Source organism: Acetomicrobium thermoterrenum DSM 13490 (assembly GCF_900107215.1).
GTDB classification, from domain to species: Bacteria; Synergistota; Synergistia; order Synergistales; family Acetomicrobiaceae; genus Acetomicrobium; species Acetomicrobium thermoterrenum.
Map to the genome: position 1 here is coordinate 37,912 of NZ_FNPD01000013.1, position 13,653 is coordinate 51,564.

A 13,653-nucleotide genomic window follows, 5' to 3' on the forward strand; every position below is an offset into this window, starting at 1 on the left:
TCACTTTATTTATTATTGTAAATTTCGTTAACTCAAGCAAGCATAATTTTTGCTAATTTATTGTATTCCTTATTGCTTCCGCTTAAACAGGTTGTATCATAATAAACTTAGTCAATCTGGAGGGATTTCTTTGGGTGGTTCTAGGGTTAAACGCGCGATCGTTTTTTGGTTCTCTTGTTTTGTCGCTTTAGGAATATTGATATCCGGTTTGGTTTTTTTGGGCAAACCTGTAGCAAAGGTGGACCTCACCTCCGCCCTTCCTAGCCCGGACAAAAATTCGTTGTATATAGTATACACAGATCAAAATTCTACTCTGTCGCATCTTGCAGATTACGCTGCCTTTAGTAAGAGCTTTCTTTTAAAACTAAATCTTAGGGAAGCGGATGTTAAGCTAGCAACACTGGCATTAACCCTCTTGAAAGATTCGAAAAACGCCGCATTAATGATGTACCCTGCGGACGGGAAGCTTTACCTGGCCATAGAGCCCGATGAAGAGGTTGCGCCTTCTATTGAACTGAACAGATTGCCTTTGAAATGGAAAGAGGATTATCCCGATTTAAAGTTTGAGTTAAATGGCGATCGTATGGTTATATATTCCGGCGATAAAAGGAGTATGTGGATGTCCCTGCGGGGAAAGGTCTTGCTTATTTCCTCATCGGAAGAAGATTTGATCCTCATGGAACAAAACTTCGATAAAAGAGATAAAGGTAAAGACGATTCCTTTAGCATTAAGTGGTCTATGTATGAAGAATGGCCTGGACACCTGTGGTGTCATATACCGGCAAATCTTATGCCCTTTGACAGCTTTGGCGATGTGCCCTTCGATGTAGAGCTGGCTTGGTTGTTTGAGCGTGGCAAATTGCAGGCCAAATGGAGATTGGAAGGAATAGAAAGGATCTTTTCGGATGAGGAATTGGCCCTGCTGACTCCTCAAAAGTGGAGCGGTAACTATCTTTTGCCAGAACAACGTTCTATCACGTTGGGTATGACGATTCTAGATACCCCGGAATTGGCCAGGGGAGTTTCGATGTTGGCAGATGCGCTTGGCCAAAGTTCGGAGAGTATATTGGAGTTTTTAAAGGGGCAGATGGTTTTAACTGTTGGTGGCAGGGCAAATATATTTTCCATCCCGATGCCTGGAGTGCTCTTCCAATTTCCGGATAGAGGGGATATAGGAAAAACTATAATAAGCGGAATTTGGCAAAATAAATTAGCAAGTTTAAAGATCAACAGCAATTCTGTCACAGGCTACGAAAGCGGAGGAGCGATAAATATTCCGGCGACAATTATCTCGGTAGCCAATGATCAAATGGCCATTGTGGGATTCATTTCCTCTGACAGCCTTCTTAGCGGGATTTCTTTAAAAGATGCCTTTCCAAATGTTGTGGATCGCGAGTATCTTATATGGGCCGATATAAATTTTGCTTCTACTTTTGATGATCTTAAACAAGTTTTGTCAATTGAACATTTGTTCGACGTAGGCGTTCCTGCTGACGAGGCTTTTAAGCAAAAATACGACAAATTATACGAATTAGTAAATAATTTGAAAAATGCCGGGCGATTATTCGTGGGACTTAATGATATATACCATGGAGAACTAATTTGGGAGCTTAAGGATTATATTTCACAATAACACTATTACATTGTGCTACTATGATAAAATATCATATCCATTTCGGGAGGAAGATCGATGCCGGAGAATGTTTTAAAGATACTTCAAGAACGAGGATTTGTAGAGTGGTGTAGTGATCCTGATGAGTTGTCCCAAGTTTTTCAATCCAGAGTTACCTCAGGATATATAGGTTTCGATCCAACAGCTGACAGCCTTCACGTTGGGCATCTTGTCCCCATTATGGGGTTGGCTTGGTTGCAACGTGCCGGACATCAGCCAATTGCTGTAGCCGGAGGAGGCACAGGGCTAATTGGAGACCCTTCAGGCAAAACTAAGGAAAGACAGCTTCTAACATTGGAGCAGGTAGAACGCAATTTGTCTGAAATAAAGAAACAGATAGAGCATTTTTTGGATTTCGATTGTGGTGCTTCCTCTGCTAAAATAGTAAATAATTATTCTTGGCTCTCTAAATTGGGGCTTATTGAGTTTTTGAGGGATGTTGGAAAATATTTTACCGTAAATTTCATGTTAGCTCGCGATTATGTAAGGAGTCGGATAGAAGATCCTGAAAAGTCCATTACATATACGGAGTTTTCTTACATACTTCTTCAGGCCTATGATTTTTATCACTTATATCAGCAGGAGAACTGCGCCCTGCAAATGGGAGGAAATGACCAACAAGTTAACATAATAGCAGGCATAGACCTAATCCGTAAGAAATTGGGAGCAAAGGCGTATGGCCTGACCTACCCATTGCTTTTGACGGCATCGGGACAAAAGTTTGGCAAGACTGAAGAGGGAACGGTTTGGTTGTCGCCTGTGCGCACAACGCCATATAAATTTTATCAATTTTGGATAAACGCCGATGACAGAGATGTGGAGAAGTTTCTGAAGCTCTTTACCTTCCTTCCCATCGATGATATCAAGGAAGTCATGTCAAATCACGCCAGGCATCCGGAGCGTCGGGAGGCGCAGAAGATCTTGGCTGGCGAAATTACAAGGGTAGTTCATGGCGATAATGCTGCGAAGAGAGTAAAAAAAGTTAGCGAGATTCTATTTGGAGAGGCCTATACTCTCGAAGATCTTACGCTTGAGTTGCTTGAAGAAATACGCCAGGAAGTGCCAAGCGGCAATGCAAAGGAGATACCTTCAAGCTTGCTGGATGTCTTAGTCCACGTCGGAGCCTGTGCCAGTAAAAGCGAGGCTCGTCGACTGATTCGCAGTGGCGGCGTGTCGCTGAATGGCGAGAGAGTGGATGAGGAAAATTACGAAGTTGACAGCGACAACTTCTTGTATGGGAAATACATGTTGTTAAAACTTGGGAAGAAGAGATATCATTTGGTTGAGCGGGGATAAATTTAAATAAGGGGGCGATGGGAGATGAAGATAAGCGCAAGAAATGTATTAAAGGGTAAGATAGTCAAAGTAATCCATGGAGCCGTCAATTCGGAAATTACTTTGGAGTTGCCGGGAGGTCAGCAAATAGTATCGATCATCACTAAAGCTTCGGCCGAGAGCTTGGGCCTCAAGGAAGGCGTAGATGCCTATGCTGTGATCAAGGCATCGGAAGTAATGGTAGCTACGGACTGAAAAGTAAACAATCGATGTTTCGCGAGATCTCAAATATAAAAATAAGGCGGTATTAATACCGCCTTATTTTTATAGTAATATTAAAGTATGGAGAACCTTAGGCAGGGAGAAATAATAGATGAGTTTAACGGCTAATGCAATAAAGGGTGTCCGTTTTGTGGTAAATCCGGGCATAGTAGCAAATGCCCTAAGTTGTATGCTGTATATTACAGCACGAGCAATTAGGGTTCGGAAAAATGTTGCCTTGATGAATTTGAGAATTGCCTATCCGGACAAGGATGATCGTTGGAGGAAGGAGATTTTAAAAAAACTGTATTTTCATCTTTCCTTATCGATCGTAGAATTTCTCTCTTTGACTAAAAATCCTTCTTTAGTAGCAAAGTGGGTAACGAGGGTGGAGGGGGAAGAATATTTAACAGATATAGCAAAAAAGGGGAGGGGCCTCGTACTCCTTGCGGGCCACATTGGCAATTGGGAGCTTTTGGCAGCTTGGTTGGCTCATAGGGGGTATCCGCTGGTAGCGGGCATTAGGGATCCAAATGATGTCCATGTTTCCGAGTTGTTATCAAGTTACCGAAAGAAATTGGGTGTCGATACCATACCTAAAAAAAAGATCTTATTAAAGGGCGTTAAATTATTGAGGCAAGGCAAATTTATAGGCGTGTTAGCCGATCAGGACGGAGGAAGGGAGGGGTTAAAACTATCCTTTATGGGAAAAGAGGCGAGCACTGTTGGCGGTCCTGCTGCTTTGAGCTTGATTGCCGGAGTGCCTGTAGTACCCATAACCTCCTACAGGGTGGCTCCCTTCAAACATGAGGTATTGGTTTTGCCTCCTATAGAGCCATATGCAACAATGCCACGAGATGATGCTATCATGAAAATGACACAAAGATATAACGAGATACTAGAGGGCTTTATAAAATTACATCCTGAACAATGGTTATGGTTTCATAGGCGTTGGAGGGCGTGAAATTTTTCATACCGTAAATTGTTTTATTTTGCCTCAAGACTTGTTCTAAAGCCAATATAAATGTAAACTTATATTGGGCATATAGAGGGGGTGATTCGCCCATGCGCCTATTTGAGTTTATGTCTTCTGGAGAGATAGTCAGGTTGCCGGACAGCGATGTGTTGCCGGGCATTCCTTTGGAGTTTTCCCCCCTCGTTGCACTTTTGATGCCTTTCAACAGAGTTTTAATAGGTAGTTCTTTTCGAGAAAGCTATGAAGTGTGGCGTTGGGGTAAGATTGGTAGTGCTCAATGGAGCGAAGTAGCGTTTTGTCGTAATAAACCAAAGGTCTTTGATTTAGGGTTGCTTGGAAAAGTGCTTCTGACCAAAGAATCCGTAAATGCATTGCGCAAAGGCCTGCTCGAGCTTCTCGAGCCCATTGGTGATCACGAGACTACCATTTCTGTATTACAGAGCATCATGCGGAAACGAACGACTGGGAGCGAAAAAAAGGGCGTCCTTTTGAGGCCCTACGGCAATAATCTGGAAGGAAACATTAAAGATGTGACGGTAGAGACGGCCTATTGGGGATTAAGATGGGCTTTGCACTGGAACTTGTCGGAATCGTTGACGCGCATGAAGATCTGGCTGTCCCGAGCTATAGATGTTTTAGACCCTTCTTTTTTATCTCCTCCCCCCATGTGGTTTTCTCTTTCCAAACTTCCCGACGACCAGGTGTTGCGCGAATGGGAGGAGAGCGGCTTTGTGGCAGACCAACTCAGGCACTTCGAGCTTAGCGACAGCAATCCTACAGTCATTAAAGGTTCAGATATGTACCTTCTGCGATATATTTATCGTTTTAAGGATGTCTTTGAAGCTCAACCTCTGTATACATGGCTTGTTCTGAACATGCCTCTTTGGGAAGATCTTCGAACTAAATGCCTGCTTTCGCTATCCGAAGTCCTCCTGGCTTGCTGGGGATTTAAAGAAGCAGTTGAAGCAACGGATGAAATGATGCTTTATGGCAAAAGTGTCCGAGAGATGGGAAATTTAATTGTAATCACTCAATGACAATTCAATTCTGAAATTGACCTGCTTTTTTAGTTGCACACCATTGTTTTGCTTGGTAGAATAGATTGTACATGATACGTTTACCATAAAAGATAAAAAAGGGGTTATATATGTTGATGTCAAGGCTTGGCGACTTGAGAAGTTTGATGCAAAAACATCCCATGATACCGGCGTTGAGGTCGTATCAGGATATCGATGTCATTTTAAACGTATCGCATAGATGTGTGTTTATCCTCGAATCTTCTATAGATTCGTTAAAGGATGTAGTTGATAGATTGAGGACCAAGGGGCATTTTGTATTTGTTCACGCCGATTTAGTGGAGGGATTGAAGACCGATCCGTCGGGCATTAAATTTTTAGTGCGTCATATAAGCCCCGATGGCATCATAAGCACACATAAAAATGTTCTGGAAGTTGCAAGGGATTTAAACATTTTAACCATACTGCGCGTATTTTTGCTCGATTCCCAGGCCTTTAAAAAAGGCAAGCATTTGGCTTACAATTTGAATCCCGACTTCGTCGAAATTCTTCCGGGTATTTCGGTTATTTCTGTGGACGAGACTTTTTTAAAGGAAATACCCTTTCCTTTAATTGCTGGCGGATTAATAAAGACGAAGGAGCAGGCCAATAAAATATTATCGAGGGGAGTTTTGGCGGTTTCGACGAGCGAAAAAAGTTTGTGGTAATGAGGTTTGCATACAAATCATTTCTTCGGTATTTCCTGGGTCAGAGGATAAAAGAGAAAGCCCCAGTAAAACGGAATTTTTATTGTGCGCTTTCTCTTTTGTTATGCCCAAGTGTTGGTATTTTTTATGTTATTACAAATATAAAGGAGGTGTAGTGTCTTATGAAAAAATTAATTAATGAAGTTGAAAAAGTTGTAGAGGAATCTCTTCAAGGCCTGGCGAAAGCTCATGCAGATTTGGTCAAGCTGCATCCTTCCGTCAGGGCGGTTTTGAGGGTTGACTCTCCCAAAGAAAAAGTGGCTGTCATATCTGGCGGCGGCAGCGGACACGAGCCAATGCACACAGGATTTGTAGGATTTGGCATGCTCGACGCGGCCTGTCCGGGAGAGATCTTTACTTCTCCGACCCCCGATCAGATGTATGAGGCTGCCAAAGCAGTAGATGGAGGAAAGGGTGTGCTGTATATCGTCAAAAATTACAGTGGAGATATAATGAATTTTCAAATGGCTGCCGACATGCTTGCCGGTGAGGGAATACCGGTAGAGCAGGTAATCATTAACGATGATGTGGCCGTAGAGGATTCTTTGTATACTGCTGGCAGACGTGGCGTGGGCGGAACGGTTCTGGCCGAGAAGATTGTTGGCGCAAAAGCAGAGGAAGGTGCTTCTCTGGAAGAAGTGAAAAAGTTGTGCGAAAGGGTCAATGCCAACGTGCGTTCCATGGGAATGGCTTTGACATCATGTACAGTTCCTGCTGCGGGCAAGCCAACATTTGAACTTGGTCCGGACGAGATGGAAATAGGTATTGGCATTCATGGCGAGCCTGGCAGACAGCGCATGAAAGTAAAGACTGCCAGAGAAATAGTGGAAATGCTTGCTACTGCAGTAGTTGAGGATTTGCCCTTCAAAGCCGGAGACGAAGTTTTAGCCTTTGTAAATGGCATGGGCGGTACTCCTCTTTCGGAGCTTTATATAGTCTATAACGATTTAAGTGATTTTCTTGAAAAGAAGGGCATCAAAATAGTGAGAAATTTGGTGGGAAATTATATAACAAGCCTTGAAATGCAAGGGTGCTCAATAACCCTATTACGTCTTGACGAGGAAATGAAAAGACTGTGGGACGCTCCCGTTTGTACGCCAGGGCTCAGATGGGGGATGTAAGAAGTTGGATAACGGGAACCTTGACGTAACAAAGGCTATAGAGACGATACGAAGAATAAAAGATATCGTAGACATCAATAAGGAATACCTGACAGAACTTGATTCCGCGATAGGTGATGCCGACCATGGCATAAACATGAGCAGAGGCTTTGCTAAAGCTCTGGAGAAAGTAAAGAGCAACGAATATAACGATATAGGCTCGGTATTTAAGGACGTGGCCATGACACTGATGAGTACCGTAGGAGGAGCGGCAGGGCCCCTTTATGGCACATTTTTTATGAAGGCGTCGATGAAACTTGCCGGCCAAAAGGAAGCGGATCTTCCTTTGTTGGCACAGGCCTTTCGAGAGGGTTTGCAGGGTGTAGTGTCTTTGGGCAAAGCTCAACTTGCCGACAAGACCATGGTGGATGCCCTTACTCCAGCAGTAGAAGCGTTGGAATCCGCTGCGAAGGACGGGTTGTCGTTAAAACAGGGATTGGAAAAAGCCCTGGCAATGGCAGAAAAAGGCATGAAGGACACGATACCGATGGTTGCCAGAAAGGGGCGAGCAAGCTATTTGGGCGAAAGGTCAGCCGGACACCAGGACCCGGGAGCTACGTCGAGTTATTTGATATTAAAGGCCCTTTGTGATGCTCTGGAGGGTTAGTGCATGATTGGCATTCTCGTCGTTTGTCATAGCTTTAAAGCCTCTAGCGGGATTGCGGAAATAGCTCTTCAAATGGCTGGAGAAAAGGTAAGAGTAGTCGGAGTTGGAGGCAATGAGGAAGGGGGTATCGGTACTTCTACGGGAAGGATATACGAAGCACTCCTTGACCTTTTGGACGAATGCGATGGAATTGTCGTCTTGCCTGATTTGGGGAGCGCCGTTTTATCTGCTAAGGCTGCGCTAGATTCCTTAGAGGAGGAACAAAAAAGCAAGGTATTAATTGCCGATGCGCCTGTTTTAGAGGGTGCTGTGATGGCTGTTGTGGAAGCGAGTACAGGTTCTTCTTTGGAGAAGGTAAAGCAGGTTGCCGAAGAGGCTCATTCATTAAAAAAATTAAGGGTTTAAAAGAGCAATAAAAACAAAAGGAGGAGATCAGGATGACTAATAAGAAGTATGTGGCCGCTATCGATCAGGGGACTACCAGCACGAGGTGTATGATATTCGATCAGGAGGGTAATCCTGTATCGAGTAGCCAGATGGAGCACGAGCAGATATATCCGCAACCAGGCTGGGTTGAACACGATGCTATGGAAATTTGGTCTCGTACTCAGGACGTTATTAGAGGGGCCTTGGAGAAGGGCAATATCGATTCCAAGGAAATAGCAGCTGTCGGCATCACAAACCAAAGGGAAACCACTGTGGTGTGGGACAAAAACACAGGCAAGCCTATTTATAACGCTATAGTGTGGCAGTGTATGAGGACTCAGGACTTCTGCCTAGAGTGGGAGAAAGAGGCTGGCGCTAACGAGAAAGTCAACCAAAAGACCGGTCTTGTAATAAGCACCTATTTCTCAGGACCGAAGATCAAATGGATTCTGGACAATGTACCAGGTGCTAAAGAGAAAGCCCAGAGGGGTGAGCTGTTGTTTGGTAATATCGATACTTGGTTAATATGGAATTTGACCGGCGGTCCCAATGGCGGTGTCCACGTTACGGATATGACTAATGCGTCAAGGACTATGCTTATGAATATTAAGACATTGCAATGGGACGACGAAATGCTGGATTTTCTTGGAATTCCCAAATCAATGTTGCCGCAAATTAAGCCAAGCAGCTGCGTATACGGAAATACCACTCCAAATGGGGCTTTTAAGGCAAGCATTCCTGTAGCAGGAGATTTAGGTGACCAGCAGGCAGCTGTTTTTGGACAGGTATGTTACGATGTCGGGGAAGCAAAGAATACTTACGGCACGGGAAACTTCATGTTGCTGAATATAGGGAAAACGCCCACTCTTTCTAAAAGCGGATTGCTTACGACTGTTGCTTATAGCCTCAAGGAAGGAGAAGCGATTTACGCTTTAGAGGGTTCAATGGCCATTACCGGAGCTGCCATTCAATGGTTGCGTGATAATTTGAGGCTGTTTGACGATGCAGCAGACTCCGAGTGGTTTGCCAGCAAAGTTAAGGATACAGGTGGTATATACTTTGTTCCTGCCTTCTCTGGCCTTTTCGCTCCTTACTGGGATATGAGAGCAAGAGGGTGTATCGTCGGATTGACCCGATATATTCGTAAGGAACATATAATCAGAGCCACCCTGGAGTCCATATGCTATCAAACATTGGACGTGCAAAAGGCGATGGAGGCCGATTCCGGCGTTCCTTTAACGGAACTTAAGGTAGACGGCGGTGCTGTGCGTAACAATCTTTTAATGCAGTTGCAAGCAGATCTTTTGGGTGTTCCCGTCGTCAGGCCGAAGGTCAATGAAACGACAGCATTGGGGGCTGCTTATGCTGCCGGACTGGCTACAGGATTCTGGACGAGCTTGGATGAGCTTAGAAAACACTGGAAGGTGGACAAGAAATTCGAGCCTGTTATGAGCACAGAAAAAAGAGAGGAAATGTACGGAGGCTGGAAAAAGGCGATAGAGAAAGCTAAGGGATGGATTGACTAATTTAACTATCTTCGACCAACTTGAAATGATTAGGTAAATTTGGAGATGGTGCATGAGAGGGAGAGAGGTGCACATAATAATGTGCCTTTCTCCCTCTTTAATTTTTTGAGGAATGTAAATAGTACCTCAGGAGGTGTTCTTGTGAGTACGCGATATTACGACATTATTGTAATTGGCGGAGGGATAGTGGGATCTACTATCGCACGGGAACTGTCCCGTTACGATGTTAGGGTAGCCGTGCTTGATAAAGCCGCAGAATTGCCATCCGGAGCTTCTAGGGCAAATAGCGGCATGGTTCATGCGGGCTACGACGATAAACCAGGAACCACCAAAGCCCATTTTTGCCCAAAGGGCAATGAGATGTACAGGAATCTCTATGAAGAGCTCGATTTCACTCTCAACAAAGTAGGATCCTATGTTTGCGCCTTAGCCGAAAATGAAATACCCCATCTCAATTTGCTTTTAGAGCAGGGCAGAAAAAACGGCGTACCTTCGCTGGAGATTATAAGCGGGGACGAATTGAGATCTCGTGAGCCGAATGCATCAAAAGATATTATCGCTGCCCTGTGGGCTCCAACAGGTTGCATCATAAATAACTTCGAAGCGGTTTTAGCTTTTATGGATAACGCGCAACAAAACGGGGTGGAGCTCTTTTTGGAGACGGAAGTTTCGGATGTCCTTCTGTCTCAGGATAAAGGGCAGGTCGTTGGAATTAATACGAATAAAGGGCTTTTCCTTTCTCCTATTGTTATCAACGCAGCAGGAGTTCATTCCGATGAGATAGCAAAAAAGGTAGGCGACGAAAGCTTCGTGATCCATCCAAGGAGGGGGGATTACTTCATCACCGACAAATATGTGGGGAATCTCGTAAAAAGTTTTTTCTTCCCCTGTCCTTCCCAAGCGGGAAAGGGGATAACGGTGGCACCTACCGCTGATCACAATCTTTTGATGGGGCCCACATCTATATTTCAACTCGATCGGGACAAAACGGCAACTACCAGAGAGGGATTGGAACAGGTCATAGAAGGTGCGAGAAGGCTTATACCGTCCATTCCTATGAATATGGCGATAACGACATTTGCAGGGCTAAGAGCTGATCCTGACACAGGAGATTTTGTAATAGACATCTTAAAAAGGCCCCATGGATTTGTTAACGTGGCAGGTATCAAATCTCCCGGTTTTACCTCTGCTCCCGCTATTGCCCAGCATATTGTCGAGAGAATGAAAGACGAGCTAAAGGACTTGGTGGATTTCAAACCTGACAAAAATTTTGTTCCGGAACGAAAACATATTCCTCGATTCGCGTATCTTTCCATGGAAGAAAGATCTGCCCTGGCAAAAAAAGATCCCAGATATGCACAAATAGTCTGCAGGTGTGAAAGCGTTACGGAAGGCCAGGTAGTAGAGGCTATAAGAAGGGGTGCCAGAACAGTAGCTGCGGTGAAAATTTGGACGCGTGCGGGAGCTGGCAGATGTCAGGGAGGATTTTGCGGGCCAAGGGTCATCGAAATCTTGTCTAGGGAGCTTAACATTCCCATGGAGGAAGTCACCAGGCACGGAGGTCATTCTCGATTGCTGGTAGGCAAGACCAAGGAGTATTGGTTTAGGGAGGGTATGTGATGAGCGATATTATCGTTGACGTAGCTGTTATTGGTGCAGGTCCTGCCGGGATAGCGGCCGGCGTAGGAGCCAAAGAGGCCGGAGCGGAAAAAGTGGCCATATTTGAGAGAGATTGGGATTTGGGTGGCATATTACAACAGTGCATACATCCAGGTTTTGGCTTACATGCCTTTGGCGAAGAATTGACGGGTCCTGAATACGTACATCGTTGGATCAGTAAAGCTCGTGAAGCCGGGGTCGAATTTTGGACCAATTCTATGGTCTTTCATATGGAGGACGATGGTTCTTTTTGGATAATGAACCCCTCTTTGGGCATTAAAAGGGTGGTATCCAAATCTTTGGTCTTGGCAATGGGTTGTCGCGAAAGACCCTTAGGCGCTCTTGGAATTCCCGGGACGCGTCCAGCAGGAATATATACCGCCGGCACAGCGCAAAGGTTGGTGAATATGGAAGGCTATATGCCTGGCAATAAGGTCGTAATTTTAGGCTCCGGAGACGTGGGGTTAATAATGGCGAGGAGGATGATATGGGAAGGGGCGGAAGTATTGGGCGTTTACGAGATAATGCCTTGGCCAGGGGGGCTTAGGCGAAATATTGCTCAATGCCTCGATGATTATTGTATTCCCTTCTATTTAGAGGAAACAGTGATAGAGGTGCACGGAAAGGACAGGTTGGAGGGGGTAACGGTAGCAAAAGTTGACAAAAATCGTAATCCTATCGTGGGAACGGAGAAATTTCTGGGATGCGATACATTGCTTTTGGCTGTGGGGCTCATTCCTGAAAACGAACTGTCGAGAATGGCCGATGTTGAAATAAATCCAGTTACACAGGGTCCGATTGTGAATGAGCTTCTTCAGACTTCAAAGCCAAACATATTTGCTGCGGGTAATGTAGTTATCGTATATGACTTAGTGGACTGGGTCAGCATGGAAGGGGAGAGGGCGGGCAGGAATGCAGCGCTTTTTGCAGCGGGAAAGTTCAAACCCGGCGAAAGAAAGATAAAGGTTTCCGGGGGAGACAACGTTAGGCTCTATTCTCCTCAATGGCTTTCGGGGCAGAGCGATGCGACCATTTATATGCGAGTTGCCCAACCTATAGAAAAAAGGTGCAAAGTTGTAGTTGAGCCTGGGTTATACGAGAGAAGGCTTAGATATGCGAGGCCGGGAGAGATGAACGAAGCTCACGTTAAACTCCAAGATCTCCAGGCCCTGGGAGACGTCGATGAGATCATAGTCGACATAAAGGAGGTATAGGCAAAATGTCCGAGGAAAGGAGAATAATATGTACTGCTTGTCCTGTGGGTTGTTTTATGATTGTCAAAGAAGAAGACGGTCATGTCGTATCGATTTCAGGCAACAGCTGCCCGAGGGGAGAGGAGTACGCTAAAATAGAAATGACCAACCCACGTCGAGTGTTTGCATCAACCGTAAGGGTTGAAGGCGGCGCTCTGCCCGTGTGCCCCGTGCGCAGTAAAGAGCCTGTGCCGAAAGATAAGATTTTCGAGATAACTAAAGCCGTTGCGCGCGTAACGGTCAAAGCTCCCCTTGAAATAGGGCAGGTTATAATTAAAAATGTCTGCGACACAGGGGTAGATATAGTGGCAAGCAGATCTCTGCCCACAAAACAATCTGTGGAACTCATTTCGCAAGGAGGTTAAAGAAGTGGTCGAGAAGGAAGTAGTGGTAAAGAACCCGCATGGTTTGCATGCCAGGCCGGCGGCATTGTTCGTTCAAAAAGCAGCGGCCTTTCCGTGCAAGATAACCTTATCTAAAAACGACAAGGAAGTCGATGCCAAAAGTATATTGGCCGTAATGAGTCTAGGCATTGAGCCGAATGAAAAAATCGTCTTGAAGGCTGATGGGGAGAGAGAAGAGGAGGCTTTGGAAGAGCTGGTAAAAATATGTGAAGACACGGAGATGTAAAATATATTAAGTATACATATTTTGGGGGTTGACATATTTGGCAAACCCGAATAATATATCTCTTGCGCTGCTCGAGAGGAGCACGCAACAAATCAGCACCTTGACAAGTTCATAGGCAGCAGCGAGAAAGCCTGAAAGTAAAGTAATTGAAATCAGTTGTGCGAGCACCTATTAAGGTGCAAGTCAGTTGGTTTTCAGCTTGCAACACATAAAGCTTTGGATTGAACGGAGAGTTTGATCCTGGCTCAGGACGAACGCTGGCGGCGCGCTTAACACATGCAAGTCGTGCGATACCTCGAGCGAGTCTTACGACAAGCTCAAGGTAGAGCGGCGGACGGGTGAGTAACACGTGAGTAGCTGTCCTAAGGAGGGGGATAACGCCTGGAAACGGGTGCTAAAACCCCATATGCCTCGCAAGAGGTGAAAATGTAGCTTGCTACAGCCTT

General features: G+C 45.1%; 14 protein-coding genes and 1 rRNA gene. All 15 read left to right on the forward strand.

Going from position 1 to position 13,653, the window contains the following annotated elements; genetic code table 11:
* Positions 1-130 precede the first annotated feature (130 nt).
* The gene (locus BLU12_RS09260; protein WP_091462296.1) at positions 131-1,633 is read left to right on the forward strand and encodes a hypothetical protein; all 1,503 of its coding nucleotides are present in this window, start codon (positions 131-133) and stop codon (positions 1,631-1,633) included.
* Between the two features lie 57 nt (positions 1,634-1,690).
* Positions 1,691-2,968: a tyrosine--tRNA ligase gene (gene tyrS, locus BLU12_RS09265; protein ID WP_091462297.1), complete on the forward strand. Its 1,278-nt coding sequence runs from the start codon at positions 1,691-1,693 to the stop codon at positions 2,966-2,968.
* A 24-nt stretch (positions 2,969-2,992) separates the two neighbouring features.
* Positions 2,993-3,202: a TOBE domain-containing protein gene (locus tag BLU12_RS09270; RefSeq protein WP_091462299.1), complete on the forward strand. Its 210-nt coding sequence runs from the start codon at positions 2,993-2,995 to the stop codon at positions 3,200-3,202.
* 118 nt (positions 3,203-3,320) lie between these two features.
* Positions 3,321-4,172: a lysophospholipid acyltransferase family protein gene (locus BLU12_RS09275; protein WP_091462301.1), complete on the forward strand. Its 852-nt coding sequence runs from the start codon at positions 3,321-3,323 to the stop codon at positions 4,170-4,172.
* 101 nt (positions 4,173-4,273) lie between these two features.
* A complete protein-coding gene (locus BLU12_RS09280; protein WP_091462303.1) occupies positions 4,274-5,221 on the forward strand; it encodes a hypothetical protein in 948 nt (315 codons plus the stop codon).
* Between the two features lie 116 nt (positions 5,222-5,337).
* Positions 5,338-5,907 carry a glycerol-3-phosphate responsive antiterminator gene (locus tag BLU12_RS09285; RefSeq protein ID WP_234945604.1) on the forward strand — a complete coding sequence of 190 codons (570 nt, stop codon included), beginning with the start codon at positions 5,338-5,340 and terminating at the stop codon, positions 5,905-5,907.
* Between the two features lie 161 nt (positions 5,908-6,068).
* Entirely contained in the window at positions 6,069-7,067 is a 999-nt protein-coding gene (gene dhaK, locus BLU12_RS09290; RefSeq protein WP_091462306.1) for a dihydroxyacetone kinase subunit DhaK, read from the forward strand.
* Between the two features lie 4 nt (positions 7,068-7,071).
* Entirely contained in the window at positions 7,072-7,713 is a 642-nt protein-coding gene (gene dhaL / locus BLU12_RS09295) for a dihydroxyacetone kinase subunit DhaL (protein WP_091462308.1), read from the forward strand.
* Between the two features lie 3 nt (positions 7,714-7,716).
* Entirely contained in the window at positions 7,717-8,118 is a 402-nt protein-coding gene (dhaM, locus tag BLU12_RS09300; protein WP_091462310.1) for a dihydroxyacetone kinase phosphoryl donor subunit DhaM, read from the forward strand.
* A gap of 32 nt (positions 8,119-8,150) precedes the next feature.
* Positions 8,151-9,665, forward strand: a complete 1,515-nt coding sequence (gene glpK / locus BLU12_RS09305) for a glycerol kinase GlpK (protein WP_091462311.1) — start codon at positions 8,151-8,153, stop codon at positions 9,663-9,665.
* A gap of 141 nt (positions 9,666-9,806) precedes the next feature.
* The gene (locus tag BLU12_RS09310; RefSeq protein ID WP_091462313.1) at positions 9,807-11,285 is read left to right on the forward strand and encodes an NAD(P)/FAD-dependent oxidoreductase; all 1,479 of its coding nucleotides are present in this window, start codon (positions 9,807-9,809) and stop codon (positions 11,283-11,285) included.
* Positions 11,285-12,538: an NAD(P)/FAD-dependent oxidoreductase gene (locus tag BLU12_RS09315; RefSeq protein ID WP_091462314.1), complete on the forward strand. Its 1,254-nt coding sequence runs from the start codon at positions 11,285-11,287 to the stop codon at positions 12,536-12,538. Before BLU12_RS09310 ends, BLU12_RS09315 begins: the two co-directional genes overlap by 1 nt.
* A gap of 5 nt (positions 12,539-12,543) precedes the next feature.
* Positions 12,544-12,942: a DUF1667 domain-containing protein gene (locus BLU12_RS09320; protein ID WP_200778750.1), complete on the forward strand. Its 399-nt coding sequence runs from the start codon at positions 12,544-12,546 to the stop codon at positions 12,940-12,942.
* 4 nt (positions 12,943-12,946) lie between these two features.
* Positions 12,947-13,207 (forward strand): HPr family phosphocarrier protein, encoded by a 261-nt coding sequence (locus tag BLU12_RS09325; protein WP_091462316.1) that lies wholly within the window; start codon positions 12,947-12,949, stop codon positions 13,205-13,207.
* A 222-nt stretch (positions 13,208-13,429) separates the two neighbouring features.
* A 16S ribosomal RNA gene (locus BLU12_RS09330) occupies positions 13,430-13,653 on the forward strand; the annotation flags it as partial.